Annotated in this window: 25 protein-coding genes; 20 read left to right on the top strand and 5 right to left on the bottom strand. The window is 59.4% G+C overall.

Translation table 11 applies throughout. The features are described 5' to 3' along the window. Positions 1-270 precede the first annotated feature (270 nt). Positions 271-1,179: a DNA-binding protein gene (locus QVF59_RS04410; protein WP_287877592.1), complete on the top strand. Its 909-nt coding sequence runs from the start codon at positions 271-273 to the stop codon at positions 1,177-1,179. 87 nt (positions 1,180-1,266) lie between these two features. Here QVF59_RS04410 and QVF59_RS04405 read toward each other — a convergent pair whose 3' ends face one another. After that, positions 1,267-1,872, bottom strand: a complete 606-nt coding sequence (locus tag QVF59_RS04405; RefSeq protein ID WP_159874934.1) for a MarC family protein — start codon at positions 1,870-1,872, stop codon at positions 1,267-1,269. 202 nt (positions 1,873-2,074) lie between these two features. Here QVF59_RS04405 and QVF59_RS04400 point away from each other — a divergent pair, with 202 nt between their 5' ends. Further along, on the top strand, positions 2,075-3,031 hold the full coding sequence (locus QVF59_RS04400) for a DMT family transporter (protein WP_287877590.1): 957 nt from the start codon (positions 2,075-2,077) through the stop codon (positions 3,029-3,031). A 99-nt stretch (positions 3,032-3,130) separates the two neighbouring features. Here QVF59_RS04400 and QVF59_RS20825 read toward each other — a convergent pair whose 3' ends face one another. Then, positions 3,131-6,019 carry a THUMP domain-containing protein gene (locus QVF59_RS20825; protein WP_353851328.1) on the bottom strand — a complete coding sequence of 963 codons (2,889 nt, stop codon included), beginning with the start codon at positions 6,017-6,019 and terminating at the stop codon, positions 3,131-3,133. 133 nt (positions 6,020-6,152) lie between these two features. Here QVF59_RS20825 and mutY point away from each other — a divergent pair, with 133 nt between their 5' ends. The 17 genes from mutY (at position 6,153) to QVF59_RS04310 (ending at position 23,343) form a co-directional block, all read left to right on the top strand. Further along, positions 6,153-7,190, top strand: coding sequence for an A/G-specific adenine glycosylase (gene mutY, locus QVF59_RS04390; protein WP_287877780.1), 1,038 nt, complete (start codon positions 6,153-6,155; stop codon positions 7,188-7,190). Positions 7,191-7,245: 55 nt separating this feature from the next. After that, a complete protein-coding gene (locus QVF59_RS04385) occupies positions 7,246-9,450 on the top strand; it encodes a RelA/SpoT family protein (RefSeq protein ID WP_159874936.1) in 2,205 nt (734 codons plus the stop codon). Between the two features lie 9 nt (positions 9,451-9,459). Continuing rightward, positions 9,460-9,882 (top strand): NUDIX hydrolase, encoded by a 423-nt coding sequence (locus tag QVF59_RS04380; RefSeq protein ID WP_287877587.1) that lies wholly within the window; start codon positions 9,460-9,462, stop codon positions 9,880-9,882. Between the two features lie 121 nt (positions 9,883-10,003). Then, positions 10,004-10,771, top strand: a complete 768-nt coding sequence (deoC, locus tag QVF59_RS04375; protein WP_287877586.1) for a deoxyribose-phosphate aldolase — start codon at positions 10,004-10,006, stop codon at positions 10,769-10,771. Between the two features lie 100 nt (positions 10,772-10,871). Beyond that, a complete protein-coding gene (gene deoA, locus QVF59_RS04370; RefSeq protein WP_287877585.1) occupies positions 10,872-12,197 on the top strand; it encodes a thymidine phosphorylase in 1,326 nt (441 codons plus the stop codon). Positions 12,198-12,214: 17 nt separating this feature from the next. Continuing rightward, the gene (locus tag QVF59_RS04365; protein WP_287877584.1) at positions 12,215-13,429 is read left to right on the top strand and encodes a phosphopentomutase; all 1,215 of its coding nucleotides are present in this window, start codon (positions 12,215-12,217) and stop codon (positions 13,427-13,429) included. A gap of 23 nt (positions 13,430-13,452) precedes the next feature. Further along, positions 13,453-14,163 (top strand): purine-nucleoside phosphorylase, encoded by a 711-nt coding sequence (gene deoD, locus QVF59_RS04360; RefSeq protein ID WP_159874941.1) that lies wholly within the window; start codon positions 13,453-13,455, stop codon positions 14,161-14,163. 225 nt (positions 14,164-14,388) lie between these two features. Then, positions 14,389-14,640: a hypothetical protein gene (locus tag QVF59_RS04355; RefSeq protein WP_287877583.1), complete on the top strand. Its 252-nt coding sequence runs from the start codon at positions 14,389-14,391 to the stop codon at positions 14,638-14,640. Positions 14,641-14,700: 60 nt separating this feature from the next. Then, positions 14,701-15,135 (top strand): 50S ribosomal protein L13, encoded by a 435-nt coding sequence (rplM, locus tag QVF59_RS04350; protein WP_045846621.1) that lies wholly within the window; start codon positions 14,701-14,703, stop codon positions 15,133-15,135. 10 nt (positions 15,136-15,145) lie between these two features. Beyond that, complete coding sequence (rpsI, locus tag QVF59_RS04345) at positions 15,146-15,538, top strand: 30S ribosomal protein S9 (protein WP_045846620.1); 393 nt, start codon at positions 15,146-15,148, stop codon at positions 15,536-15,538. A gap of 357 nt (positions 15,539-15,895) precedes the next feature. Next, on the top strand, positions 15,896-17,776 hold the full coding sequence (locus QVF59_RS04340) for a methyl-accepting chemotaxis protein (protein WP_287877582.1): 1,881 nt from the start codon (positions 15,896-15,898) through the stop codon (positions 17,774-17,776). A 102-nt stretch (positions 17,777-17,878) separates the two neighbouring features. Continuing rightward, positions 17,879-18,922 (top strand): N-acetyl-gamma-glutamyl-phosphate reductase, encoded by a 1,044-nt coding sequence (gene argC / locus QVF59_RS04335; protein WP_287877581.1) that lies wholly within the window; start codon positions 17,879-17,881, stop codon positions 18,920-18,922. 96 nt (positions 18,923-19,018) lie between these two features. Further along, the gene (gene erpA / locus QVF59_RS04330; protein ID WP_159874944.1) at positions 19,019-19,369 is read left to right on the top strand and encodes an iron-sulfur cluster insertion protein ErpA; all 351 of its coding nucleotides are present in this window, start codon (positions 19,019-19,021) and stop codon (positions 19,367-19,369) included. A 76-nt stretch (positions 19,370-19,445) separates the two neighbouring features. Further along, positions 19,446-20,309, top strand: a complete 864-nt coding sequence (locus QVF59_RS04325) for a CheR family methyltransferase (protein WP_287877580.1) — start codon at positions 19,446-19,448, stop codon at positions 20,307-20,309. A gap of 110 nt (positions 20,310-20,419) precedes the next feature. Then, positions 20,420-21,676, top strand: a complete 1,257-nt coding sequence (locus QVF59_RS04320) for a D-amino acid dehydrogenase (RefSeq protein WP_287877579.1) — start codon at positions 20,420-20,422, stop codon at positions 21,674-21,676. A 77-nt stretch (positions 21,677-21,753) separates the two neighbouring features. Continuing rightward, positions 21,754-22,953 carry a formate-dependent phosphoribosylglycinamide formyltransferase gene (purT, locus tag QVF59_RS04315; RefSeq protein ID WP_062789094.1) on the top strand — a complete coding sequence of 400 codons (1,200 nt, stop codon included), beginning with the start codon at positions 21,754-21,756 and terminating at the stop codon, positions 22,951-22,953. Between the two features lie 3 nt (positions 22,954-22,956). Then, a complete protein-coding gene (locus tag QVF59_RS04310) occupies positions 22,957-23,343 on the top strand; it encodes a group II truncated hemoglobin (protein WP_045846613.1) in 387 nt (128 codons plus the stop codon). A 66-nt stretch (positions 23,344-23,409) separates the two neighbouring features. Here QVF59_RS04310 and QVF59_RS04305 read toward each other — a convergent pair whose 3' ends face one another. Both QVF59_RS04305 and QVF59_RS04300 read right to left on the bottom strand, forming a co-directional pair. Continuing rightward, positions 23,410-23,838 carry a PaaI family thioesterase gene (locus QVF59_RS04305; protein ID WP_045846612.1) on the bottom strand — a complete coding sequence of 143 codons (429 nt, stop codon included), beginning with the start codon at positions 23,836-23,838 and terminating at the stop codon, positions 23,410-23,412. Between the two features lie 112 nt (positions 23,839-23,950). Next, positions 23,951-24,310: a dihydroneopterin aldolase gene (locus QVF59_RS04300; protein WP_045846611.1), complete on the bottom strand. Its 360-nt coding sequence runs from the start codon at positions 24,308-24,310 to the stop codon at positions 23,951-23,953. A gap of 72 nt (positions 24,311-24,382) precedes the next feature. Between QVF59_RS04300 and plsY the strand changes: the two genes are divergently transcribed. Beyond that, positions 24,383-25,018 (top strand): glycerol-3-phosphate 1-O-acyltransferase PlsY, encoded by a 636-nt coding sequence (gene plsY, locus QVF59_RS04295; RefSeq protein WP_287877578.1) that lies wholly within the window; start codon positions 24,383-24,385, stop codon positions 25,016-25,018. 69 nt (positions 25,019-25,087) lie between these two features. Here the strand turns inward: plsY and QVF59_RS04290 are convergent, their stop codons facing one another. Beyond that, positions 25,088-26,047: a histone deacetylase family protein gene (locus QVF59_RS04290; protein WP_287877577.1), complete on the bottom strand. Its 960-nt coding sequence runs from the start codon at positions 26,045-26,047 to the stop codon at positions 25,088-25,090. Positions 26,048-26,051 lie beyond the last annotated feature (4 nt).

The following is a 26,051-nucleotide window of genomic DNA, read 5'->3' as shown; positions in this document are numbered from 1 at the left end:
GCTGAATGGATTGAACGGATAGTCGGCCAAAAACAGTTGATAAGCATAGCGTTGGTGCTGAATGGGTAACTGTACTTTGTGCCTGCTTTGATCCGTTGTGCATTTCCGGGTAACGCGAAAAAATCACAGCTTTACTCAAAAGCATTCTTGGTTCTGGCTGCACAAGCGGGACTGACCGGCAACAGTGGCCGTGTCATCCGGGAGTTGTGGCAATGGATGCCGTCGTTGCTTGGTGGACTGCATGTTCACTGCCAGTTAAAGGAAAAACCCATGGTTAATGTCGACTCGATCCCTGTTGAAGTGCGCGAGCGCATCCATAATGTTGCATCAGACCTGTACGCCAAAAATGGTCACCAGTCATTTCCTGCGCTGGACGAAGTCCGCAAATGTGCAAATGTCGATATGAACGTGGCCAGCCTGGTACTCAGGGAATGGCGCAAGATCCAGCCTGTCAGCCCCGAGCCGCTGGGCAACAAGCTGCCCGTCCCTGTAGAAGAAGCAGGACTGGTGGCAATTCAGGCTGTCTGGATGCATGCCCAGCAGTTTGCAAATCAACATCTGCGTACTGCGCAAGCCGGCTGGCAGACTGAGCGGGATGAGCTGGATGCCCTGCGAGCCGAGCTGGCTGATGCATTTGAACGTCAGGCGGCCGAGCTGGAGGCCACCAGCCAGCAACTGAGCATGGTATTGGCACTGAATACACGGCAACAGCAAGAGCTGGAGCGTGCGGCTCCGCGCCTGGATGAATCGGCCAATCGTCTGGGGCAGACCGAATCGCGTCTGGTCGGGGTCGAGCGTGAGTTGAGCGAGACGCATGAGAAGCTGGCGCAGTCTTACGATGAGTTGCGCGCGCTACGTCAGCAATGTGATGAACTGCGCAAGGAGTGCGATGTGCTGCGCAAGCAGCAAACAGCACTGCAAGAAGAGCTGCGTGTACAGCGTTCTGACAAGGAAAGTGCACACCGTGCCGTGGCCAGCTTGCGCCAGCAATTGCAGGAGTTCACGACAGAGCGCGCTGGCGAATCTGCCTCCGCAGCATCCGCCCCTCCTGCTACTGCCACTGTTCCTGCTGCGGCAAAAGAACAAAGCGATCTTGAAGCTGCAGCATATGGTCAGTCAGTGACGGGGAGACTTGCAACGTCGTCACGTGCGGCAGACATGATTGTCCGATCGCGCTAGGGCGCATGCTTTGCATGCGCTTTCATTCATTCTTGGATATCAGGCTTGAACATCATTGTCTGATAGCCAGTGTCACCCCTGCACAGTTTAATGAAACTGGCGGATATACGACGCCACGCCACCCAGCAGCATTTCAATCGAAATCGCTGTCAAAACCAGGCCCATCAATCGTTCCAGTGCTGTGATGGCCTGCTCGCCCAGCAATTTTTGCAAGCGTCCGGAAAACAGGAACACCACGGTGGTTACCAGCATGCAGATGGTGAGTGCGCCTATCCACTCCAGCATGCGCGATGGCTCGCGGGTGGACATCAGCAATACCGTAGCCATGGCAGAAGGCCCGGCAATCAGCGGAATGGCAATCGGCACGATGAAGGGTTCGCCATGCATCTTGTCACTGCCGAACACGCTGCCGCCCTCGCTGGGGAAAATCATCTTCAGTGCAATCAGGAACAGGATCACCCCGCCCGCCACCTGCATCGACTGATCGGTCAGGTGCATCACGTCCAGAAAATTGCGGCCGAAAAACATGAAAGTCAGCAGAACCAGAAAGGCGATCATGCATTCGCGGTACACCACTTTCTTGCGGCGCTCCGGTTTTACCTGCTTGAGCGCGGAGATGAACAGCGGAATATTGCCTAGTGGATCGGTAATCAGGATCAGCAAGACCGTGGCGGAAATGAAAGAAGTTTGCATGGTGGTGTCGACGTGTTGGTAGAGGTGATGTTCTGTCTATAGTGACAGCTATTATCTTGATAGTTAGTTTTTGGGAAAAATGCTATTGCAATCAAGTGCTCATTGGGATATCTGAAATGGGTGGTGACCATAATTTTTCAAAGCTGTAGTTTGTTAACTTTGAAATATTTGTTTCACTGTTTCGTTTTGGGAGTTTTATGCCATGGCTCGTAATATGAATTCTAATTTTTATGTGATGCTAGGTATTGGTGCGAATGCCTTGTGGGGGGCGGCCTTTATTGTTCCGTATGCCTTGCATGACTTTCCTTCGGAGTTGATCACCATTTTTCGTTATTTTGTATATGGTGTTACTTCGATTGCTGTTTTGCTGTTGTTGGGTTTGGGTAATGTCAGAATTTCATTTCCCATTTTCATGGCGGCAAATGTAATCTCATTTTGTGGTAATGTGGGTTATTATCTTTTCTTGACCTTTGGTATCAAATATAGTGGTTTTGTCTATCCAGCGCTTATTATTGGCTTGTTGCCTGTTTCTGTCATCTTGTTTGGTGCATCTCAAGACAAGGGCCAGTCAGTGCTTGGCTTGCTGCCAGGTATTGGTTTGATTGTTTTTGGAATTGTATTGATTAATTTTTTGAGTGTGAATGATGCATCAGGCCTCACGCTGGATGCTGATCATGTTCGCGGCATTGTTTTTTCATTGATGGCTTTGTCGTTGCTTACAATATATTGCATTGCTAATGCCCGCTTTCTTAAGTCTAACATCGGTATTTCTTCATTGCGCTGGGCGGGTTTGTTGGGTATTTGCGCTTTATTGCAAAGTCTCCTGCTTACGCTCTTTGCCTATGTATTCGTCGGCCATGATATGTCAGTGTTCACAGCTTATTCTGCTGACAGGTTAATCGCCTTCATGCTTGGTGTGGTGTTCTTGGGTGTCTTTGTATCTTATGTGGCAATGTGGTTGTGGAATGTGTCGTCACGCCATATTTCCAGCATTGTGGCAGGGCGAGTGCTGTGTCTTGAGACCATTTTTGCGCTTGCCTACGGTTATATGCTGGATGCGCGCATGCCCCACTCATTCGAATTGCTTGGTATCTGCCTTATTGTGTCGGGTGGCTATCTTGTCCAGTGGTGTGCAGGGAAAGCAGGCCTGGAGGTGTGATGCATGACGGCAAGACAGGTAGCCTATTGCGATGTAAGCGAATATGAAGATGGACAAGGCCCGGCGATGCCGGGCCTTGTCCATTGTGGCTAATGCGTCTTATTCGGCAGCGCGGTCATCTGCGTTGGTATCATCTGCCGTCGGTTTCTCGCGGCGGGCACTGCCAGCCACCATGGGGATGGCAAACAGACGGCAGGGCAGCGAGCCGTTGAACAGCGGGGTGCGGCGCTTGACCGACAGGTGGATCAGGTCGGACAGGCGCAAGTCGCCGGTAAAGAAGTGGGCAGTCCAGCCGGCAAAGTAAGCCTTCAGCCAGTCGCCCAGTTGCGGGTACAACTCGGCCAGCGCGTCCTGTTCGTCCATGCGCACGCCATAGGGCGGGTTGGTGACGATAAAGCCGCTGTCGGCAAACGGGCGTGCTTCCAGGATGTCCTGTGCCTGCAATTCGATGGCATCGGCCAGGCCGGCGCGTTGCAGGTTGGCACGGGCAATCGGCAGCATGTTGCGGGCACGGTCGCTGCCCTTGATGGCGAGGTCGCGTACCGGCAGTTCGGCAGCGCGGGCTTCGCTCAGCAGCGCTTCCCAGGACAGGGCGTCAAATTCGCGCAGGCGCTGGAAACCAAAGCGGCGGTTGCGACCCGGCGCGCGTTTGAGCGCGATGTCGGCCGCTTCCACCAGGAAGGTGCCACTGCCGCACATCGGGTCCAGCAACGGCTGGCTGCCATCGTAACCGGCAATCAGCAGAATGCCGGCCGCCAGGTTTTCCCGCAGCGGTGCTTCGCCGGTTTCCTCGCGCCAGCCGCGCTTGAACAGCGGCTCGCCGCTGGTATCCAGGTAAATGGTGGCATGGTCGCGGGTGAGGAAGGCGTGGATGCGCATGTCCGGCGTGCGGGTGTCCACATTGGGACGACCAGCATTGGCCTGACGGAAGCGGTCGCACACGGCGTCCTTTACCTTGAGCGAAACAAAATCCAGGCTGCGCAGTTGTGCGCCAATGGCATCGGTTTTTACCTTGATGCTGCGCGATACGTCGAACCAGCGCGGCCAGTCAATCTGCATGGCCAGCTGGTAGATGTCGCTTTCCTGCTGGTAAGCGCCTTCGGCCAGCTTCAGCAGCACGCGGCTGGCAGTGCGGCTGTAGAGGTTGGCCTTCATCATGATGTCGGCGTCGCCACGGAAGGCCACCCCGCCGTCCACCTTGCTGACATCGTTGGCACCCATTGCGTTCAGCTCGGCCACCAGTGTCATTTCCAGGCCGCGCGGGCAGGGGGCGAACAAGGCCAGTTGCTTGTCGCGCAGGCCGGTCAGCGCATACACCGCTTGTGCGGCCAGCTTGTCGTTCCATGCCGGTTTGTCCGCACTTCTGGCTTGGCGGCTGTCGTGCTGGCGCGGGTCGCGCTCCATGCGTCGAGGGCTGTCAAAAGGCTTGAGGCTGGCCGGGGAGTTGCTGCGCTCGCGCGGCTCCCAGCTGCGTTCATGGCGGGCATCGCGACGCGGGCTGTCCTCGCGCTGGAAGCGCTCACGCGGTGCACTGTCTTCCCGGCGTTCGGCCGGTTTGGCGAACAGTTTGCGCGGTGCGTTTTCCTGCGCCGGTTCGTCGCGGCGGAAGCGGTTTTCCCGTTCGACAGCCGGTGCCGGCAGGATTTCCGGGTCGTAGTAGCTGGCTGCGTCATGGCGTTCGGCACGGCGCGGGGCTTGTTCGCGTGGTGCTTCCTCTCGGCGGAAGTGATTGTCACGCGGCGCACTGTCATCACGACGCTCGGCCGCTTTGGAGAACAGTTTGCGCGGTGCTTGTTCCTGCGCCGGTTCGTCACGGCGGAAGCGGTTTTCGCGCTCGGCAGTCGGTGCCGGCAGAATTTCCGGGTCGTAGTGACGGGTGGCATCATTGTGCTCGAAGCGGCGCGGAGCCTGTTCACGCGGCTGCTCGTCACGGCGGAAGTGCTTGTCACGCGGGGCGCTGTCTTCACGATGCCCGGCTGGTTTGGCGAACAGCTTGCGCGGGCTTTGCTCGCTGGCTGCCGGTGCGGCAGGGGCATGGTCACGTTCCGGCTGACGCTCCATATTATGGCGTGCCGGCTTGTGCTCGATCTGACGATCCGGTTGGCTGTTCAGCGGTTTGCGGCCAGACGGGCCGCGGTCACGCTGATAGCTGCGTTCGCCATCCGGGCGGCGCGATTCATGTAGATCGCCACGGTTGTCGGCCGGATGCAGGCTGCGCGGTGCCGAAGCATCGCGCTCGCGCGGCGGGTAAGGCTTGCGTTCGCGGTCATCACGGTTGAACGGTTTGCGTTCGCCGTCACGCTGTTCGAAACGGCGCGGCTCGCCATCGCGTGGCGGATAGGGCTTGCGTTCGCGGTCGTCACGGTTGAACGGCTTGCGCTCACCATCACGCGGCTCGAAACGGCGCGGCTCGCCATCGCGTGGCGGGTAAGGCTTGCGCTCGCGGTCGTCACGGTTGAACGGCTTGCGCTCACCATCACGCGGCTCGAAACGGCGCGGCTCGCCATCGCGCGGCGGGTAAGGCTTGCGCTCGCGGTCGTCGCGGTTGAACGGCTTGCGGTCACCGTCACGCGCATCGAAACGGCGCGGCTCGCCATCACGCGGCGGATAAGGCTTGCGCTCGCGGTCGTCACGGTTGAACGGCTTGCGGTCACCGTCACGCGCATCGAAACGGCGCGGCTCGCCATCGCGCGGCGGATAAGGCTTGCGTTCGCGGTCGTCACGGTTGAACGGCTTGCGTTCACCGTCACGCGCATCAAAGCGGCGCTGTTCTCCTTGGCGTGGCGGCTGGCCGGCGGCCGGACGGCGGGAGGAGTAAGGATCACGCGGGCCATCGGCCGACGGTGCTTTTTTCTGGATGATAGGTCCCTTGGCCGTGCCATCGGCGGGTGCGGCGGCACTACCAGCGGCAGGCTGAGCGGGGGAGGTGTCGCTGCTGCTGACATCGCGGCGCAGATTGGCGCGCTGGCGTGAACGGAAAGTGGCCATGGGTACATCCTTCAGATAAGCAAGCTTTAAGCAATCTTCCATTTTACCTTATTTGCAGGCGCACTGCTTGGTGCTGCTCCGTCTTTCAGGTAGCATGTCCGGTTCCCTTTTGTTTTGGCGCGGCTTTGCCATGTTGCAGGATTCATTTGCCACCCGTCTGGTGGCCTGGCAGGAACAGCAGGGCCGGCACGATCTGCCCTGGCAGGTGAGTGACCCATACCGGATCTGGTTGTCCGAGATCATGCTGCAGCAAACGCAGGTTACTGCGGTGCTGGGCTACTACGCGCGCTTTTTGCAGCATTTTCCTGATATTTCCAGCCTGGCGGCAGCGTCCGTCGATGAGGTGCTGGCCTTGTGGAGCGGCCTGGGTTATTACAGCCGGGCACGCAATCTGCACAAGGCGGCGCGCATGGTGATGGAGGAGTTTGGCGGCAGCTTTCCCTCCCGGCGCGAGGAAATCCAGCGCCTGCCTGGTGTCGGGCGTTCCACGGCGGCTGCAATTGCCGCCTTTGCCTTTGGTCAGCGCGAAACCATTCTGGATGGCAATGTCAAACGTGTGCTGACACGTTGCTTCGGCATCAGCGGTTTTCCGGGCGAGAAGGCAGTGGAAAACCGGCTGTGGACGCTGGCAGAATCTTTGCTGCCGTCAGATGGTGCACAGATGACTGCCTACACCCAGGGTTTGATGGATCTGGGTGCCACCGTGTGCGGTCGCAAACCGGCCTGTACCGTCTGCCCGATGGTGGACGGTTGCATGGCCGCACAGCAGGGGCGTACCCATGAGCTGCCCACGCCGCGTCCGAAGAAGGCCGTGCCCACCCGTCACACCGTCATGTTGCTGGCACAGCATGGCGACAAGGTGTGGCTGGAGCGTCGCCCGCCCAGCGGTATCTGGGGCGGCCTGCTGTCGCTGCCTGAATTTGCCGACTCCATGGCGGTGGAAAGCTGGCTGGCCGAGCAGGGCAGTGGTGATGTGCTGCCCTCCTGGCCAGAACTGGAGCATGTGTTTACCCATTTTCGCTTGATCATTACCCCGGTGCCGGTGCGGCTGGATACGCTGACCAGCAACCGGGTGCAAGAGACCGCCGGGCAGTGGCTGCCTGTGGCCCAGGCGCTGGATGCCGGCTTGCCGGCACCGGTAAAGCGCCTGCTGCAGCGCCTGTCGGCCTGAGCAGCGGTCTGTCGGTGTTCATTTTTTGCGCAGCATGGCTGCCCAGGTGTGAGATATGGTTTCCGTAGTGCGTTCAATGGCCGATACCCTGGCCGATGCGGCCGACCCTAAACGGTGGCTGGAGCAGATGTCAGCTTCCTTGCCCGAGGCCGAAGCCAGCTTGCTGGCACGCGCCTTTGATGCCGCGCGCGAGCTGTACCGCGGCAAAGGGCTGGTGAGCACCGGTGAGGACCTGTTCAGCCATGCGGTTTCTGCCGCGGCCATTGTGGCCGACCTTAACCTGCTGACCGACGCCATTGTCGCCACCCTGCTGTTTGCCGTGCCGGACCACAAGCCGGACTGGCAGGGCTGGATGACGGAAAACTTCGGCCAGACCGTGACCGTGCTGGTGGACGGCGTGGGCGGTGTGCGCCGCATTACCGAGCTGGCGCGCATCGACAAGCTGGAAACCCCGGAAGAGCGCGCCCGCCAGGCAGAAACCATGCGCAAGATGCTGCTGGCCATGGTGGCCGACATCCGTGTGGTGCTGATCAAGCTGGCCTGGCGTACCCAGACCATGCACTACCTGCCCCATGTGCACGATGAGGCGGTGCGCCGTGCCATCGCCATTGAAACGCTGGAACTGTTTGCCCCGCTGGCCAACCGCCTGGGTGTATGGCAGATCAAATGGGAGCTGGAAGACCTGGGCTTCCGCCATACCGAGCCGGACAGCTACAAGAAAATTGCCAAACTGCTGGACGAGCGCAGGCTGGAGCGCATCGACTATATCGGCCGCGTGCTGGACACCCTGCGCGCGGAACTGAAAGCAGCAGGGGTCAAGGCCGATGTTGCCGGGCGGCCCAAACACATCTTCTCCATCTGGAAAAAGATGAAGAAGAAAAAGCTGGATTTCAGCGAGCTGTACGACATCCGCGCCGTGCGCATCCTGGTGGACAAGCTGCCGGACTGCTACACCGCGCTTGGCATCATCCACGGCATGTGGCAGCCGATTCCCGGTGAGTTCGACGACTACATCTCCCATCCCAAGGCCAACAACTACCGCAGCTTGCACACAGCGGTGATCGGTCCGGAGGACAAGGCGCTGGAAGTGCAGATCCGCACTTTCGAAATGCACGAACATGCCGAATTCGGCGTGGCCGCGCACTGGCGCTACAAGGAAGGCGGCAAGGGCGATGCGCAGTACGAGGAAAAGATTTCCTGGCTGCGCCAGCTGCTGGACTGGCGCGAGGAAATGTCCGACCGCGAAGGCCTGGCCGAAGCCTTCAAGACCGAGTTGTTCTCCGACACCATCTACGTACTGACGCCGCAAGGCCGGGTGCTGGCGCTGCCGCATGGCGCCACCCCCATCGACTTTGCCTATGCCATTCACACCGGCCTGGGCAACCGTTGCCGGGGTGCCAAGGTGGAAGGGCAGATCGTGCCCTTGTCCACGCCGCTGCAAAACGGCCAGCGCGTGGAAGTGCTGACCGCCAAGGAAGGCGGCCCTTCGGTCAACTGGCTGCACGATGGCTGGGTGAAAAGCCACCGCGCCATTTCCAAGATTCGCCAGTATATCCGCATGCAGAATGCGGACACGGTGCGCGAAACCGGCAAGCAGCTGTTCGAGCGCGAGCTGGCCCGCCACCCGCACCAGCAGCCTAATCTCACCCTGCTGGCAGAAAAACTGGGTTACGCCAAGCTGGACGAGGTGTACGGCGCGATGGGGCATGGTGAACTGAGCACCCGCGCTGTCGCCAACGCCATTGCCAGCTTTGCCCCGCCACCGCCGGTGGATGTGGAACCGGAAAGCATCATCCGCGCCAGTCGCGGCGGTCATGACGCTGGCGGCATCCTGATCGAAGGGGTGGACAACCTGATGACGGTACTGGCCAAGTGCTGCAAGCCGGCACCGCCGGATGCCGTGGTGGGCTTTGTCACCAAGGGCCGTGGCATTTCCATTCACCGCACCAATTGCCTCACCCTCAAGCGGCTGTCGGCTGATGTGCCGGAGCGGTTGATTGCCGCCGGCTGGGGCGATCAGAAAAGCAGTGTGTTTCCGATTGATATCGAAGTGGTGTCACTGGATCGCGGTGGCCTGCTACGCGATATTTCCGACGTGCTGTCTCGCGAAAAGCTCAACCTGATTGCGGTGCACACCCTGTCGCGTGATATGCGCGCCAAGATGCGCTTTACCGTGGAAGTACGCCAGGTGCAGGACATCAGCCGTGTGCTGGCGCGCATGATGGAGTTGCCTGGCGTCACCGATGCGCGTCGGGTGTAATCCCCAGTCATGAGCGAACCGTTTTGCGGTGCCAAGGCAGCGTTGTTTTATCAGGACAGCCTGCTGGTGTATCTGCGGGATGACAAAGCGGGGCTGCCCTTTGCCGCCTGCTGGGATTTTCCCGGCGGCGGGCGCGAAGGGCAGGAGAGCCCGTTTGCCTGCCTGCAACGCGAAACGCGGGAAGAATTCGGTATCCTGTTACGGCCTGTACAAATTCTCTGGCAGCGCAGTTATCTCAGCTGGCACCAGCCGGGGGTGGTCAGCTTTTTCATGGCTGGCCAGTTGAATGCCAATCAGGTGCAAGCTATCCGTTTTGGTGACGAAGGTCAGTGCTGGGGCTGGATGAGTGCGGCAGACTATCTGGCGCAAACTGCCGCCGTGCCGTATTTGCAGCAGCGCCTGCGGGATTTTCAGGTCGCCGGGCAAGGTTAGTGCAGCCTGATGCACTGCACATTGCTTTCAGCTGAAGATATTTCCATAATCTAGCCCTTGCTCCGCCGGCATGGCCAGCCTGCCATTGCCGCCGTACGGATGCCCAACCGAGCCGGAACCCATGTCAGAACTCACAATCGCGGCACGCCGTGCCCTGTCCATGATGGACCTCACCACCCTTAACGATGACGACACCGATGACCGGGTGATTACCCTGTGCCAGCAAGCCGGCAGCAGCGCCGGCACGGTGGCGGCAGTCTGCGTCTATCCCCGTTTTGTCGCACTGGCGCGCCGTACGCTGGATGAGCTAGGCCTGTCGCAGGTTAAGGTGGCCACGGTGACCAACTTCCCGGCCGGTGGCGATGATATTGCCGTGGCTGTGGCCGAAACCGAGGCTGCCATTGCCGCCGGGGCGGATGAAGTAGACGTGGTGTTTCCGTATCGTGCCTTGCTGGCCGGCAAGGCCGATGTCGGTGCGGAGCTGGTGGCCGCTTGCAAGGAAGCCTGTGGCGACAAGCTGCTCAAGGTCATCATCGAAAGCGGTGAACTCAAGGATGCACGGCTGATCCGCGAGGCCAGCCTGATTGCCATCGCTGCCGGTGCCGACTTCATCAAGACCTCCACCGGCAAGGTAGCGGTGAATGCCACGCTGGAAGCCGCCGGCATCATGCTGGCCGCCATCCGTTCCACGGGTGCCCGTTGTGGTTTCAAGGCAGCCGGGGGCGTGCGCACTGCCGCAGAAGCCGCCGAATACATCGATCTGGCTGAGCATCTGCTGGGCGAACCGTGGGTGACGGCGCAGCATTTCCGCTTTGGTGCCTCCAGCCTGCTGGCCAATCTGCAGGCCGAAATCGGCGGAACGGCAGCGGCAGCAGGCAGTGGCTACTGAGTACTGAGCTGCCGCCGATCCATATCATTCTGGCCGAAGCCCGTCTTCGGCCTTGTCTTTTCGGGGCCAGTTTTCAGCCCCTTTCTTGCAGGAGTGCAGCATGTTTTTGCCGCAGGAAGTGATACGCAAGAAGCGCGATGGACAAACACTGTCTGACCAGGACATTCAGCAGTTTGTCGCCGGCATTACCGACAACAGCGTAGCCGACAGCCAGATTGCCGCCCTGGCCATGGCGGTGTATTTCCGCGGCATGGAGCTGGAAGAAAACGTCGCCCTGGCCATGGCCATGCGTGACTCGGGACGCTGTCTGCACTGGGACGACCTGCACCTGCCCGGGCCGGTGCTGGACAAGCACTCCACCGGTGGCGTGGGGGATGTGGTGTCGCTGATGCTGGGCCCGCTGATTGCCGCCTGTGGCGGCTTTGTGCCGATGATCTCCGGCCGTGGCCTCGGTCATACCGGCGGCACGCTGGACAAGCTGTCGGCCATTCCCGGCTACAACCCGTTTCCCACACCGGAGCGCCTGCGTCAGGTGGTGCGCGAGGTCGGCGTGGCCATCATCGGCCAGACCGCTGACCTGGCCCCGGCAGACCGCCGCTTTTACGCCACGCGTGACATTACCGCCACGGTGGAATCCATCGCCCTGATCACCGCCTCCATCCTGTCGAAAAAGCTGGCAGCCGGGCTGGATGTGCTGGTGATGGACGTCAAGGCTGGTAGCGGGGCCTTCATGCCGAGCATGGAAGCCTCCATCGCGCTGGCCGAACGCATTGTCCATGTCGGCAATGGCGCTGGTGTGCGCACCAGCGCACTGATTACCGACATGAGTCAGCCGCTGGCCTCCACGGCAGGTAATAGTCTGGAAACGCTGGAAGCGCTGCGCTATCTGCGCGGAGATGCCCGCAACCCGCGCCTGCACGCCGTCACCATGGCCTTGTGCAGTGAAATGCTATTAGCCGGAGGGCTGGCCACCAACGAAAATGATGCGCGCCAGCGACTGGAGCAGGTTCTGGACTCTGGCCATGCTGCAGAGATTTTTGCGCGCATGGTGGCCGAGCTGGGTGGGCCGGCAGATTTTGTCGAGCACCATCAGCGTTATCTGCCGGCAGCACCGGTGCTGCGCCCGGTCTATGCTGAGCGCAGCGGCTTTGTCGCCGCCATGGACACCCGAGCCCTGGGCATGGCGGTTTGTGCGCTGGGTGGCGGTCGTCGCCTGGCCAGCGACCAGTTGGACTACCGGGTCGGCCTGACACAGTTTGTCGAACTGGGACAGTGGGTGGCAGCCGATCAGCCTTTGTTGTTGATTCATGCTGCCGATGAATGTGGAGCCGACGAAGCCGCCCGCCGCATCCGCAGTGCCATTCGCCTGAGCGAGGCAGCACCAGCGACCTTGCCACTGGTCTATCAGACCATCCACTGCCGCTGAGCGCAGGAGACTACATCATGCAACGCGCCATCATCCTGATACTGGATTCGCTGGGCATCGGTGCTGCTGCCGATGCGCCGCAATTCGGCGATGCCGGCAGCAATACCCTGGGCCATATCGCCATGGAAGCTGCTGCTGGCCGTGCCGACAAGGGCCGCAGCGGCCCGCTATACCTACCCAATCTATCAAGGATGGGGCTGGGCCATGCCTGCCAGCTGTCATCCGGCTACTTCCCGGCAGGTATGGACCAGACCGCACCGATAGCCGCTTACGGCTATGCCCGCGAGCTGTCCAGCGGCAAGGACACCCCGTCCGGTCACTGGGAAATCGCCGGAGTGCCAGTACTGTTCGACTGGGGTTATTTCACGGACAAGGACAACAGCTTTCCCGCCGTCTTGCTGGATGAAATTGTCAGCAAGGCCGGGCTGGCCGGTTATCTGGGCAACTGCCATGCCTCCGGCACGGAAATTCTCGATCTTCTGGGCGAAGAGCATATGCGCACCGGCAAGCCGATTTTCTATACCTCGGCCGACTCGGTATTCCAGATTGCCTGCCACGAAGAAAGCTTTGGCCTGGAGCGGTTATACCAGCTGTGCCAGATCGCTCGTGCGGCGCTGGAACCCTACAATATCGGCCGCGTCATTGCCCGTCCGTTTGTGGGGGAAGGCAAGGGGGGCTTCGTGCGTACCGGTAACCGCAAGGACCTGGCACTGCCGCCGCCTGCTGCCACGGTGCTGCAAAAGGCGGCTGAGGCCGGCGGGCAGGTGGTATCCATTGGCAAGATCGCCGACATCTACGCCCATGTCGGCATTACCGAACAGCACAAGGCCACCGGTTTCGACCAGATCTGGGATGCCACGCTGGCGGCCATGCGTGATACCTCAGGGCGTGCCATCATCATGGCCAATTTCGTTGATTTCGATTCCAGCTACGGCCACCGCCGCGACATTGCCGGTTACGCCCGGGCGCTGGAGGAGTTTGATCGACGCCTGCCTGAGGTGATGGCTGCCTTGCAAGCAGACGATATCCTGATTCTTTCCGCCGATCACGGTTGTGATCCCACCTGGCCTGGCAGTGATCATACCCGTGAGCATATTCCGGTGCTGTGCTACGGCCATACGGTTAGGCCTGGCAACATCGGTGTCCGCACCACCTTTGCCGATATCGGCCAGAGCGTGGCCAGCCATCTGGGCCTGTCTGCCATGGATTACGGCATCTCATTCCTGAACTGAACCCCGCCACAAGGAGACACACCATGGCTACCCCGCATATCAATGCCCACAAAGGCGATTTTGCCGAAACCGTGCTGATGCCCGGCGACCCACTGCGCGCCAGGATGATTGCCGAAACCTTTCTGGACGATGCCAAGGAGGTCACCAGCGTGCGCAATATGCTGGGCTACACTGGCAGCTACAAGGGCAAGCGCTTGTCAGTGATGGCGCACGGCATGGGCATTCCCTCGGCCAGCATCTACACCACCGAACTGATTCAGCACTATGGGGTGAAGAACATCATCCGGGTTGGTTCCTGCGGTGCCGTTACCGCCAAAACCCAGCTGCGCGAGCTGTATATCGCCATGGGCGCCTGTACCGATAGCAAGGTTAACCGCATGCGCTTCAATAACCACGATTTTGCCGCCATTGCCGATTACACCTTGCTGCGCACGGCAGTGGATACCGCGGCCCAGCTGGGGCGCAGCGTATCGGTGGGCAATGTGTTTTCCGCCGACCTGTTCTACGGAGTGGAACCCACCATGCTGGAAGTGCTGGAACGGATGAACGTGCAGGTGATGGAAATGGAGCTGGCCGGCATCTATAGCGTGGCGGCACAGTATGGTGCCCGTGCGCTGGGCATTCTTACCGTGTCAGACATCATCCCCACTGGCGAAGCCGCCACTGCGGAAGAGCGGCAAACCACCTTTCACGAAATGATGGAACTGGCGCTGGAAACAGCCATCAAGTTGTAAGTAATTAGTAATGCTGCGGTGCGTCATCCGGCAGCCCCCAAACAGGGTTTTCTGGCTGTAAACTGCAGCGGAAAGCAACTTTTCTGCTTGATCTTCAGAGTGGAAACTACGTTTTCATTAAAAAATTCATTGAATATCAATGTGTTGTGATGTTGTTGTATCTGATGCGATTTTTTTAGTGCAGTGCACAAAAAATACTTGCCAAACTACTGATCGGTACTGATAATGAAACCTGCATCAGGACGTGGCATGCAATGTGTGCGTTTTGGTGTTGTCTCCTCCATCCTCCTTCTTTTAGGTGGAACTTGGCGCAATCAAAATGGATTGCGCTTTTTTTTTGCCCTGCGCATGCACAACCCGGTGCAATCAAGTATCTTCCTGCGCTGTATGGCGTTTTTTTGCTGCTGCTGTGGCAAAAAAGGCCGCATTCCTGCCCCGTTTCAGCATTGTCATTTGCTTTGTTACACAATGGTTTGACAGTGGGAAGGGCACTGCATTAGAATCCGTAACTTTCAAGAATTACGATGGAAGAGTTCCATGAAGACCTTTTCTGCCAAGCCGCATGAGGTTAAGCGCGAGTGGTTCGTGGTCGACGCCGAAGACAAGGTGCTGGGTCGCCTCGCCGCCGAAATCGCTCACCGCCTGCGTGGCAAGCACAAGCCGGAATACACTCCGCACGTTGATACCGGTGACTACATTGTTGTAGTCAACGTTGACAAACTGCGTGTTACTGGTACCAAAGCGCTGGACAAGAAGTACTACCGTCACTCCGGTTACCCGGGCGGTATCTACGAACGCAACTTCACCGAACTGCAAAACCAGTTCCCGGAGCGCGTTCTGGAAAAAGCCGTTAAAGGCATGCTGCCGAAGGGTCCGCTGGGCTACGCCATGATCAAGAAGCTCAAGGTGTACGCTGGTACCGAACATCCGCACACTGCCCAGCAGCCCAAAGTGCTGGAATTTCGTTTTTAAGGCATAGAGAATGAACGGTAAATACTACTACGGCACCGGCCGTCGCAAGAGCTCCGTAGCTCGCGTGTTCATGCAAAAGGGTAGCGGCCAGATCATCGTTAACGGCAAGCCGGTTGACGAATACTTCTCCCGCGAAACCGGTCGCATGGTTATCCGCCAGCCGCTGGTTCTGACCGAAAACACCGAATCCTTCGACATTAAGGTTAATGTTGTTGGTGGTGGTGAAACCGGCCAGGCAGGTGCTATCCGTCACGGTATCACCCGCGCTCTGATCGACTTCGACGCAGTTCTGAAGCCGGCTCTGTCCGCTGCAGGCTACGTAACCCGCGATGCGCGTGAAGTTGAACGTAAAAAAGTCGGCCTGCGCAAAGCTCGCCGCGCCAAGCAGTTCTCCAAGCGTTAATCGCCGGATTCCTGTTTATGCAAAAGCCGCCTCCGGGCGGCTTTTTCTATTTCTGTCGTTGCACTTTCCCCAGCACAGATGCCCTGTCTGTTGCCTTGCTAAATTCTGACTGTCGTCTTTTCCCCGCACTTTCGCAATTGCTGTTCATGAAAATATCACCCTATTAACAGCAATGTCTTTAAGCTGTCATTTAAATTGATTAGTTTACAAAGAAAATGCCAGAGAGTTTAACGGGTTTACCCCCGTGCTTACACCGTGTATGGTGGCCCCCTTTTGTCTTTGTGGCCTGCCCTTCCGGGCGGGCTGGTAGCAGCGTGAAACCGCTGTTGCCAATCTGCTGATCTACAGGAAACTCCGATGTCTTTGAAGCAACGTTTGCTGGCTTTTGTCGCTATTTTGCTGGTGGTGGTCATTACCGTGCTGGCGGTACTGTCCTATCAGCGCATGCGCACGGAAATCATCGAAGGCATCCGGCATGAGCTGGATGCCGCCATGCAAGGAAGCCGCAGCGCACTGGGCAACTGGCTGGCCCAGCGCAAGGATGCCGTAGAGGCTACTGCCTCTGCGCTGGTGAGCAACGGCGATATCCTGCCCCAGTTGCAGGAGGGCAAGACGGCTGGCAGGTTTGATCAGCTGTTTGCCGGTTATGCCGACAAGCGCATGATTTACCATCTGGCAGAAAAACATGCACCGGAAGGTTACGACCCGACATCACGTCCCTGGTACAAGCAGGCTGCAAGTGCCAGCTCCGGCATTGTTACCGAGCCCTATGTGTTTGCCAGTACCAAAAAACTGGGGGTGACGGTGGCATATCCCTTGCTGCGTAATCAACAGCTGCAAGGCGTGGTGGGCGGTGATATTTCGCTGGAAGGCATTATTGGCCTGGTACAGGGGATCAAGCTGCGTGGCGATGGCTATGCTTTCCTGGCAACCCGCAACGGTAAGATCGTTGCCCATCCCGCTGCGGACAGTGCGCTCAAGCCGGTGGCTGAGGTGATGCCAGGCCTGGATGCGGCTTTGCTGCAGCAGGCGGATGAGCATGGCAAGCTGGAGGAGCTGGAAATCGGCGGCCGTGCTGTTTTCCTGCAGTTGACGCCGGTGCCTGGATCGGACTGGGTGCTGGGCAGTGTAGTGGACAAGTCGGCCATTCTGGCTCCGCTGCAGGGCTTGTTGATCACGCTGGTAGTGGCCGGTCTGCTGTGTAGTATTCTGGCCATTGTGTTGGCGCAATTGGCACTTACCCGCCTGCTGCGTGGCCTGGTGCGCTTGCGTGATGCCTTGCTGGAAATCTCCAGCGGCCATGCTGATCTGACCCACCAGCTGCAAGTGGAGCAGCAGGATGAAATCGGCCAGACCGCCGAGGCATTCAACCGCTTTGTGGCCAGTCTGCGCCGCATGTTCATTGATGTGCGCGAGCATGCCGTTTCGCTGAATGGCGAACTGGATAGCCTGAAACAGGTGACCGATACCGTGGCCAGCCAGTCGGAGCGGCAGTCGGAGGTTTCCAGTGCTGCCGCAGCCACCATCGAGCAGATCACGGTCAGCATCAATCACATTGCCGACAATGCGGCGATGGCAGAGCAGGCAGCCAGCGACACCGGCACCACCTCGGCCCATTCCGCCCAGGCGGTAAGCAGGCTGGCGGACGATATTGCCAATATTGCCGAGGAAGTCGGTCATCTGGATGGAGCACTCAATGCTTTGGGTGAACGTTCCGGGCAGATGAATACCATTATTGGGGTAATCCGCGACATTGCCGACCAAACCAATCTGTTGGCGCTCAATGCGGCGATCGAGGCGGCTCGCGCCGGCGAGGCCGGTCGCGGCTTTGCCGTAGTGGCGGATGAAGTACGCAAGCTGGCCGAGCGCACGGCCAAGGCGACCGTGGAAATTGGCCAACTGATTGATGCTACCCATGGCGATATCAACACTGCGCTGGATGATATGGCTGGCACGCAGCGCTCGGTGGCCAGCGGCGTGGAGGCATCCCGCATGGTGGCGCAGGATATGTCCGGCATTCAGGGCCGGATTGCCCAGGTTGTCGGTGCCATTCACGATATTGCCGATTCCACGCGCGAGCAGTCAGTGGCCACCAACGAGATGGCACGGGCGTCGGAGCAGGCCAACCGGGCCACCATCGAAACCGATCAGGCGGTACAGGGTGCGATGCAGACCGTGGCTGAATTGCATCGGCTGTCGTCCGATCTGCAAGCCATGGTAGCCCAGTTCCGCCTGTAAATATCCGGCCTGCGCCGAGCGGGCCAGATCAATGTTGCATCGCGCCAGCATAGTCCTTAGACTGTCGCTTTTGCGACGTTTATTTACACAAGGAAGTACAGCATGATCAAGGTGGGCATCGTCGGCGGTACCGGTTATACCGGTGTCGAACTGTTGCGTCTTCTGGCCGGGCATCCCGGTGCCGAGGTGGTGGCCGTTACCTCGCGCAAGGAAGCGGGCATGAAAGTGGCCGAGATGTTCCCCAGCCTGCGCGGTCGCGTGGATGTGGCCTTCTCTGCACCGGATGAAACCGCGCTGGAGCAATGCGATGTGGTGTTTTTTGCCACCCCGCACGGCGTCGCCATGGCGCAGGCGCGCGAGCTGCTGGCCGCTGGTGTAAAAGTGATCGACCTGGCTGCCGACTTCCGCCTGAAAGACCCTGCCGTATTCCAGCAATGGTATGCGATGGAGCACAGCTGCAGCGACCTGCTGGCCGAGGCCGTATACGGCCTGCCGGAAGTCAACCGTGATGCCATTCGCGCCGCCCGCCTGATTGGCATGGCCGGCTGCTATCCCACTTCTGTACAGCTGGGCTTGCTGCCGCTGCTGGAAGGCGGCAAGCAGCTGATTGATACTCAAACCCTGATCGCCGACTGCAAGTCCGGTGTGTCCGGTGCCGGTCGCAAGGCTGAAGTCGGTGCCCTGCTGGCCGAAGCAGGCGACAACTTCAAGGCCTATGCCGTGAAGGGCCATCGTCATTCCCCGGAAATCGAGCAAGGCTTGTCGGCCATTCACGGCGGCCCGGTCAAACTGACTTTTGTGCCACACCTAACCCCGATGATCCGTGGCATCCACTCCACCATCTACGCCCGCATCAAGCCGGAGGCGCTGGACACCGACTTCCAGACCCTGTTTGAACAGCGCTATGCCGGTGAGCATTTTGTCGATGTGCTGCCGGCTGGCAGCCACCCGGAAACCCGTAGTGTACGTGGCTCCAATACGGCGCGCATTGCCGTGCATCGGCCGGGCAATGGCGATCTGCTGATCATTCTGGTGGTGGAAGACAATCTGGTGAAAGGTGCATCCGGCCAGGCGGTGCAGACCATGAACCTGATGTTCGGCCAGCCGGAAAACGCCGGTCTGGACATTGTTCCCCTGCTGCCTTGATCGCGCTGGTGATTGAATATTGGCCATTCGCCCTGATATCCGACTAAAATAGTAGGTGAATGGCCGCAAGGCCGAAATCGATTTGCGAGGTGAACCATGTCCGAGACTACCGAAATGCCGACCCCGATCAACTTTACCGACAGCGCCTGCAACAAGGTGCTGGACCTGATCGCGGAAGAGGGCAATCCTGATCTGAAACTGCGCGTGTTCGTGACCGGCGGTGGCTGCTCCGGCTTCCAGTACGGTTTTACATTTGACGAAATCGCCAATGAAGACGATACCGCTATAGAGAGAGACGGTGTCACTTTCCTGGTTGACCCGATGAGCTACCAGTATCTGGTGGGTGCCGAGATTGACTATCAGGAAAGCCTGGAAGGCTCCCAGTTTGTCATTCGCAACCCGAATGCCACCACTACCTGCGGTTGTGGTTCTTCCTTCTCGGTGTAAACCGGCGGGACGACAAACAGGAGTAGAATGAAAACCCGGGCTCAGGTCCGGGTTTTTTTGTATCGGGGGAAACAAGATGAATAAACTGCCGCCACTGGTATTACCCAAGGTCGAATTCAATCGCGAATTCAATTTCAGCGACGCCGATTTCGAGCGTATTCGCAAGCTGATCTACAAAGAGGCCGGCATCTCGCTGAACCCGTCCAAGAAGGACATGGTGTACGGCCGCTTGGTAAGACGCATCCGCGAGCTGAAACTGGCCACCTTTGCCGCCTATGTGGATTTTCTTGAGTCGGTAGCGGGCAAGCGCGAATTCGAGCAGTTTGTGAATGCCCTCACCACCAATCTCACCTTCTTCTTCCGGGAAGAACATCACTTCCCCATTCTGGCGGATCAACTAAAGCAAAGGGCGGCCGCCGGTGCCAGCGAGCTATCCATCTGGTGCGCGGCATCTTCCACCGGCGAAGAACCGTATTCGCTGGCCATTACCGCGCTGGAAGCCTTTCCGCATACTAGCAAGCCGGCAATCAGCATCATGGCCACCGATCTGGATACCAGCGTGCTGGAAACCGGCCGCAAAGGCATTTATCCGGAAGACAAGATTGCCCGCCTGCCGCCCGGTCATGCCCACAAGTATTTCGACAAATTGCCGGATGGCACCTATCAGGCCAAGGCGGTGTTGCGCAATATGATTACCTTCCAGCGGCTGAACCTGATCGAAAACAACTGGGCGCTGCGCAAGCAGTTTGATGCCATTTTCTGTCGCAATGTGATGATTTACTTCGACCGCGATACCCAGTTTGCCGTGCTGAAGAAATTTGCGCCGCTGCTCAAGCCCGATGGCCTGCTGTTTGTCGGCCACTCGGAAAACTTCTATTTTGCCTCGGACTATTTCCAGCTGCGTGGCAAGACGGTTTATCAGCACGCACCGAAAAAGTAGCGTTTCCCCCATTGAGCCCTGCTGCGCTGCGGCGTAGTATCCGGGGTCTCAATCGGCTTAGCCGGACGGGCAAGCATGGCTTGCCCGTTGTCACGTCTGCTGGAGTCAACATGAAGGTAGCAGTGCTGGGGTCGGGTGTAGTGGGAGTATCCACTGCCTGGTTTCTGGCCCGTGCAGGGCATGAGGTAGTGGTGTTGGACCGTGCCAGCGGACCGGCGCGGGAAACCAGTTTTGCCAATGGCGGCCAGATATCTGTCAGCCAGTCCGAACCCTGGGCCAACCCGGCCGCCCCCTGGCAAATCCTGCAATGGTTGCTGCGCGACGATGCTCCGCTATTGTTCCGCCTGCGGCTGGATCCGGCCCAGTGGCGCTGGTGCTGGCAGTTTCTGCTGGAGTGCCGCGGCAGCCGTGCCGAACGCAATATGCGCCAGATGCTGGCGCTGGGCCGCTACAGCCGCGATACCCTGCAGCTGCTGCGCGCCGAACTAAATCTGGATTACCAGCAGCAGACCCGTGGCATCGTGTCGCTGTTTCACACTCAGCGCCAGCTCGACGAAGCCGCCCATGTGGCCGCGCAAATGCGCGAGCTGGGCATGGACAAGCACATCATCAGCCGTGAAGAACTGGCACGCATCGAACCGGCGCTGGCCGGCATTGCTCCCGCCCTGGCCGGTGCCAGCTACTGTCCGTCGGACGAATCCGGCGATGTCCATTTGTATACCTGCGCCATGGCCGAGCATGCCGCCCGTGCCGGGGTGGAGTTCCGCTTCAATACCCGCATCAATGCGCTGGAAACTGACAATGGCCGTATCAGCGGCGTGTCGGTCAATCTGCCGGAGGGCAATTACCGCCGCGTAACAGCAGATGCCTATGTGCTGGCGCTGGGCAGTTATTCGCCCTTGCTGGCGGCACCCTTGGGGCTGCGCCTGCCCATCTACCCGTGGAAGGGCTATTCCGCCACCTTGCCCTTGCGCGACCCTGCCACGGCCCCGCTGGCCAGCATTACCGATGAAGCCTACAAGGTGGTGATCTCCCGTCTGGGCACGCGGCTGCGCATTGCCGGGACGGCAGAGCTGGCAGGTTACTCCAGCAGCCTGAATGCGGTGCGCTGTCAGGCCTTGATCAAGCGTGGCCAGGCCTTGATGCCCGAGGTGGCCGACTGGGATGCCGCCGAGTTCTGGAGCGGCTTGCGCCCGGCCACACCGGGCAATGTGCCGCTGATTGGCCGCAGCCGCTATGCCAATCTTTACTTCAATACCGGTCACGGCACGCTGGGCTGGACCGAAGGAGCGGGCAGCGGCAGGGCGCTGGCGGAAATCATCAGCGGCTGCACCCCGCCGATTGACTTTGCCTTTCAGGGCATTTGATCCGGCGCAGCGGGTAGCATGGCAGCAATGCTAAAATGCCGGCCTGGATTATCCCATTTTCTAACTGGAGTCGGACCATGCGTATCGGAACCCCGCACAGCGCCACTGCGCTGCGTGTCATGCTGCTGGGCAGCGGCGAGCTGGGCAAGGAAGTTGTCATTGCATTGCAGCGCCTGGGGGTGGAAACCATCGCGGTGGACCGCTATGCCGGCGCCCCAGCCATGCAGGTGGCACATAGCAGCCATGTCATCAATATGTCGGATGCCGCCGCGCTACGCGCGCTGGTGGAACAGGTGCGCCCGCATCTGATCGTGCCGGAAATCGAAGCCATTGCCACCGAAGAGCTGCTGCGCATCGAGGCTGATGGTCTGGCTGAGGTAATCCCCACCGCACGTGCCACCAACCTCACCATGAACCGCGAAGGCATCCGCTGTCTGGCGGCGGACGAGCTGGGCCTGCCCACTTCGCCGTTTGCCTTTGCTTCCTCGCTGGACGAATTGCAGCAGGCCATCGACGCTGGCATCGGCTACCCCTGCCTGGTGAAGCCGGTGATGTCCTCCAGCGGCAAGGGTCAGTCCCTGTTGCGTGGGCCGGATGATGTGGCCAAAGCCTGGGAATATGCCGTCAGTGCCGGCCGTGTGGACAAGGGCCGGGTGATTGTCGAAGGTTTCATCGACTTCGATTACGAAATCACCCAGCTCACCGTACGTGCCAGCGATGGTCAGGGCGGTATTGCCACCCACTTCTGCGACCCCATCGGCCATCTGCAAAAGAACGGCGACTACGTGGAGAGCTGGCAGCCACAGCCGATGAGCGAACTGGCACTGCTGCGCGCGCGTGAAATGGCCAAGGCCGTGACCGATGCACTGGGCGGACGTGGCCTGTTCGGGGTGGAGCTGTTCGTCAAGGGCGATCAGGTATGGTTTTCCGAAGTCAGCCCGCGCCCGCACGATACCGGGCTGGTGACACTGGCCACCCAGCGCTTCTCCGAATTCGAACTGCATGCGCGCGCCATTCTGGGCTTGCCGGTGGATGCCAGCCTGCGCAGTGCCGGTGCCTCTGCAGTGATTTACGGTGGCATGGAAGAGCAGGGCATTGCCTTTGAAGGCGTGGCCGAAGCACTGGCGGTGCCGGGTGCCGACCTGCGCCTGTTCGGCAAGCCGGAAAGCTTTGTCCGCCGCCGCATGGGCGTGGCGGTGGCCCAGGCCGATGATGTGGCCACTGCGCGTGAGCGTGCCTTGCTGGCCGCTTCGCTGGTCAAGCCGGTAAAGGACTGAGCCATGCAGGAAATGACGCCATACGAGCTGATGGGTGGTGAAGGCGTGGTGCGCTGGCTCACCAACCGCTTCTACGACATCATGGACAGCGACCCTTCGGTCAAGGTGCTGCGCGACATGCACCCGGCTGATCTGGCCGGTTCGCGGGAAAAGCTGTTCATGTTCCTGTCCGGCTGGCTGGGCGGGCCTGGCTTGTACATGGAAAAGTTTGGTCATCCGCGCCTGCGCATGCGCCACATGCCGTTTGCCGTGGACGGGGAAATGCGCGACCAGTGGATGCAGTGCATGACCCAGGCAGTGAATGAACTGCTGGTGGAGGACTGGCTCAAGGCCAAGCTGCTGGAAGCCTTCTATAACACCGCAGACTTCATGCGCAATCAGGAAGAGTAAGCGCCGGTCTGATTCAGCGTAACCGGATAACCCTCTGCACGGTCATTGCCGGCAGAGGGTTTTTGTTTATCTGTTGTCGGGCAACGGCGGAATGGAATAAGTACCGGTGACATGGGCCACCGGCTCGTCACTGCCCGCGGAGTACAACAGCACCTCGCCCACGGCCAGGCGCTTGCCTAGCTTGAGGATGCGGCCTTCGGCAATCACATCTTCCTGCGGTGGCTTGCGCAGGAAATTGATATTCAGGCTGGTCGTCACTGCCAGTTCCACCTTGCCTATCATGCCCAGCACCACGGCATACAGGGTGGCATCGGCCAGCGCCATCAGGGCCGGGCCGGCAATGGTGCCACCGGGGCGGATCAGGTCGGGGTTGAAGTGCATGCGCATGCGGGCGGTGCCATGGGCAATGTCCTCGGTACGCATGCCGAACAGTTTGACCAGCGGCAGTTCGCTGTCGATCAAGGCCTGGAACTCTGCAACGCTGATCTGGCTCATGGTTGGCTCTGGTGATGGCAGGGCACCATGGTGCATGACCATTACGTCAACGTCAATTTGCCGTCATCATCCATGACTGCGATGGCGGCCAGGACAATCCGTGGTGAAATTCTCAGCGCGGACGGTGACCACGCTCGATCAGCACGCCAACGCGGCGCACACCGGGCAGAATGCCCAGCTTGGTGACGGAAACCTGTACCCAGGGCGCGCCAAAGTCTTCGCGAATCACTTTGGCGATATATTCGGCCAGCGCTTCGAGCAGCAGGAAGTGCTGTTCGGACAGTGCCTTGCGCAAGCGTTCCACCACCACGCCATAGTGAATGGTGTCGCCGATATTGTCGGTGTGGCAGGGCACTTCACTGGGAATGCCGATTTCCAGGTCGATTTCGATGGTTTGCGGATTTTTCCGCTCCCACTCATAAACACCGATAATGGTGTCGGCGCGTACTTCGCGCAGGAAAATGATGTCCATTGCTATGCCGGGAGTTGGGCTTTGTCGCCCGATACCGTAAAATCCGAAGCCTTCTATTCTAATGGATACACCATGACCACGACAGCATTTGCCTTCATTGTTGCGGCCTACCTGCTGGGCTCGCTGTCTTTTGCCGTGATCGTGAGCAAGGCCATGGGCATGGCCGACCCGCGCAGCTACGGCTCCGGTAATCCCGGTGCCACCAATGTCCTGCGTTCCGGCAAAAAGATTGCCGCTGTGCTTACCCTGCTGGGTGATGGGGCCAAGGGCTGGGTGGCGGTGGCGCTGACGGCCTGGTTCGGCCCGCGTTATGGCCTGGGTGAACAGGCCATTGCCATGTCGGCACTGGCGGTGCTGATCGGCCATATGTGGCCGGTATTCTTCGGCTTCAAGGGCGGCAAGGGGGTGGCTACAGCGGTGGGCGTGCTGTTCGGTTTCAATATCTGGCTGGCGCTGGCCGCCATTGCCACCTGGCTGTTCATGGCCTTTGTGGTGAAGATCTCCTCACTGTCCGCCATCGTCGCCTGCGTAATGGTGCCGGTCTACGCCTATTTCATCACCGGCCCGTCTTCACCTTATTTTGGTACCTGCATCATCATCGCCATTCTGGTGATTCACCGTCACAAGTCCAACCTGATCAAGCTGTTGACCGGGCAGGAAGGCCGGATAGGCGAGAAAGCTGCTGGCAAAGGCGACAAGCAGGCCTGAGTCCTGTCTCGACCCGGATGCAAAAAGCCCGCACATGCGGGCTTTTTTATTTGTACTGCCTGCTGCGGGCTAACCGTCCGACAACACCTTGACGTGGGCCGTCACGCTGCGTGCCAGCGAGGACAAATCATAGCCGCCCTCCAGCACCGAGACGATGCGGCCATCGGCGTACTGGTCGGCAATCTGCATCAGGTGGCGGGTCACCCACTCGTAGTCAGCCTCCACCAGTCCCAGTGAGCCCATGTCATCCTCGCGGTGGGCATCAAAACCGGCAGAGATGAAAATCATCTGCGGCTTGAAGTCGTGCAGGCTGGGCAGCCACACGTTTTCCACCACTTCGCGGAATTCCCGCCCGGTGCTGCCAGCCTTGAGCGGCACGTTCACCATGTTCGGCCCCTCCGGGTTGTCACCGCAGTAAGGGTAGAAGGGGTGCTGGAAGATGGACACCATCATCACGCGCGGGTCGTCACGGAAGATGTCTTCGGTGCCATTGCCGTGATGCACGTCGAAGTCGATCACGGCAATCCGCTCGAACTTGTAGGTGGACAGCGCATGGGCAATGCCGACGGCGATATTGTTGAAGAAGCAAAAGCCCATCGCCTTGTCGTGTTCGGCATGATGGCCCGGCGGGCGAATGGCACAGAAGGCATTGGGAGCCTTGTCCTCGCACACCAGTTCCACTGCCTTGATCACCGCACCGGCGGCGCGACGTGCGGCAGGCAGGGTGCCCGGTGCCATGGCGGTATCCGGGTCCATGCGGAAGGTACCGACACTGGGCGCACAGGCTTCGATGTATTCCACATAGCGTGGCGGGTGCACCCGGGCCAACTGCTGCTCGGTGACTTCCGGCGCTTCCACCTCATGTAGGCTGTCGTAAATCTGTGCTGCCATCAGTTGATCCTTGATGGCAACCAGGCGCTCCGGGCATTCCGGGTGGCCTACCCCCATATTGTGCTGCAGGCAGACAGGATGGGTGATGTAGGCAGTGAGTCCATTTCTCTGTAGACGGTTTTTTAGCCAAGTTAACACGAGC

Origin of the sequence: Aquitalea sp. (assembly GCF_030150775.1) — a bacterium.
In the GTDB taxonomy this organism is placed as follows: domain Bacteria; phylum Pseudomonadota; class Gammaproteobacteria; order Burkholderiales; family Chromobacteriaceae; genus Aquitalea; species Aquitalea denitrificans.
This window is presented reverse-complemented; position numbering and strand designations above follow the sequence as displayed.

Coding starts and splice junctions, on each gene's coding strand:
- QVF59_RS04410 (WP_287877592.1), top strand. CDS start 271: ATGGTTAATGTCGACTCGATCCCTGTTGAAGTGCGCGAGCGCATCCAT.
- QVF59_RS04405 (WP_159874934.1), bottom strand. CDS start 1,872: ATGCAAACTTCTTTCATTTCCGCCACGGTCTTGCTGATCCTGATTACC.
- QVF59_RS04400 (WP_287877590.1), top strand. CDS start 2,075: ATGGCTCGTAATATGAATTCTAATTTTTATGTGATGCTAGGTATTGGT.
- QVF59_RS20825 (WP_353851328.1), bottom strand. CDS start 6,019: ATGGCCACTTTCCGTTCACGCCAGCGCGCCAATCTGCGCCGCGATGTC.
- QVF59_RS04385 (WP_159874936.1), top strand. CDS start 7,246: ATGGTTTCCGTAGTGCGTTCAATGGCCGATACCCTGGCCGATGCGGCC.
- QVF59_RS04380 (WP_287877587.1), top strand. CDS start 9,460: ATGAGCGAACCGTTTTGCGGTGCCAAGGCAGCGTTGTTTTATCAGGAC.
- deoC (WP_287877586.1), top strand. CDS start 10,004: ATGTCAGAACTCACAATCGCGGCACGCCGTGCCCTGTCCATGATGGAC.
- deoA (WP_287877585.1), top strand. CDS start 10,872: ATGTTTTTGCCGCAGGAAGTGATACGCAAGAAGCGCGATGGACAAACA.
- QVF59_RS04365 (WP_287877584.1), top strand. CDS start 12,215: ATGCAACGCGCCATCATCCTGATACTGGATTCGCTGGGCATCGGTGCT.
- deoD (WP_159874941.1), top strand. CDS start 13,453: ATGGCTACCCCGCATATCAATGCCCACAAAGGCGATTTTGCCGAAACC.
- QVF59_RS04355 (WP_287877583.1), top strand. CDS start 14,389: ATGAAACCTGCATCAGGACGTGGCATGCAATGTGTGCGTTTTGGTGTT.
- rplM (WP_045846621.1), top strand. CDS start 14,701: ATGAAGACCTTTTCTGCCAAGCCGCATGAGGTTAAGCGCGAGTGGTTC.
- rpsI (WP_045846620.1), top strand. CDS start 15,146: ATGAACGGTAAATACTACTACGGCACCGGCCGTCGCAAGAGCTCCGTA.
- QVF59_RS04340 (WP_287877582.1), top strand. CDS start 15,896: ATGTCTTTGAAGCAACGTTTGCTGGCTTTTGTCGCTATTTTGCTGGTG.
- argC (WP_287877581.1), top strand. CDS start 17,879: ATGATCAAGGTGGGCATCGTCGGCGGTACCGGTTATACCGGTGTCGAA.
- erpA (WP_159874944.1), top strand. CDS start 19,019: ATGTCCGAGACTACCGAAATGCCGACCCCGATCAACTTTACCGACAGC.
- QVF59_RS04325 (WP_287877580.1), top strand. CDS start 19,446: ATGAATAAACTGCCGCCACTGGTATTACCCAAGGTCGAATTCAATCGC.
- QVF59_RS04320 (WP_287877579.1), top strand. CDS start 20,420: ATGAAGGTAGCAGTGCTGGGGTCGGGTGTAGTGGGAGTATCCACTGCC.
- purT (WP_062789094.1), top strand. CDS start 21,754: ATGCGTATCGGAACCCCGCACAGCGCCACTGCGCTGCGTGTCATGCTG.
- QVF59_RS04310 (WP_045846613.1), top strand. CDS start 22,957: ATGCAGGAAATGACGCCATACGAGCTGATGGGTGGTGAAGGCGTGGTG.
- QVF59_RS04305 (WP_045846612.1), bottom strand. CDS start 23,838: ATGAGCCAGATCAGCGTTGCAGAGTTCCAGGCCTTGATCGACAGCGAA.
- QVF59_RS04300 (WP_045846611.1), bottom strand. CDS start 24,310: ATGGACATCATTTTCCTGCGCGAAGTACGCGCCGACACCATTATCGGT.
- plsY (WP_287877578.1), top strand. CDS start 24,383: ATGACCACGACAGCATTTGCCTTCATTGTTGCGGCCTACCTGCTGGGC.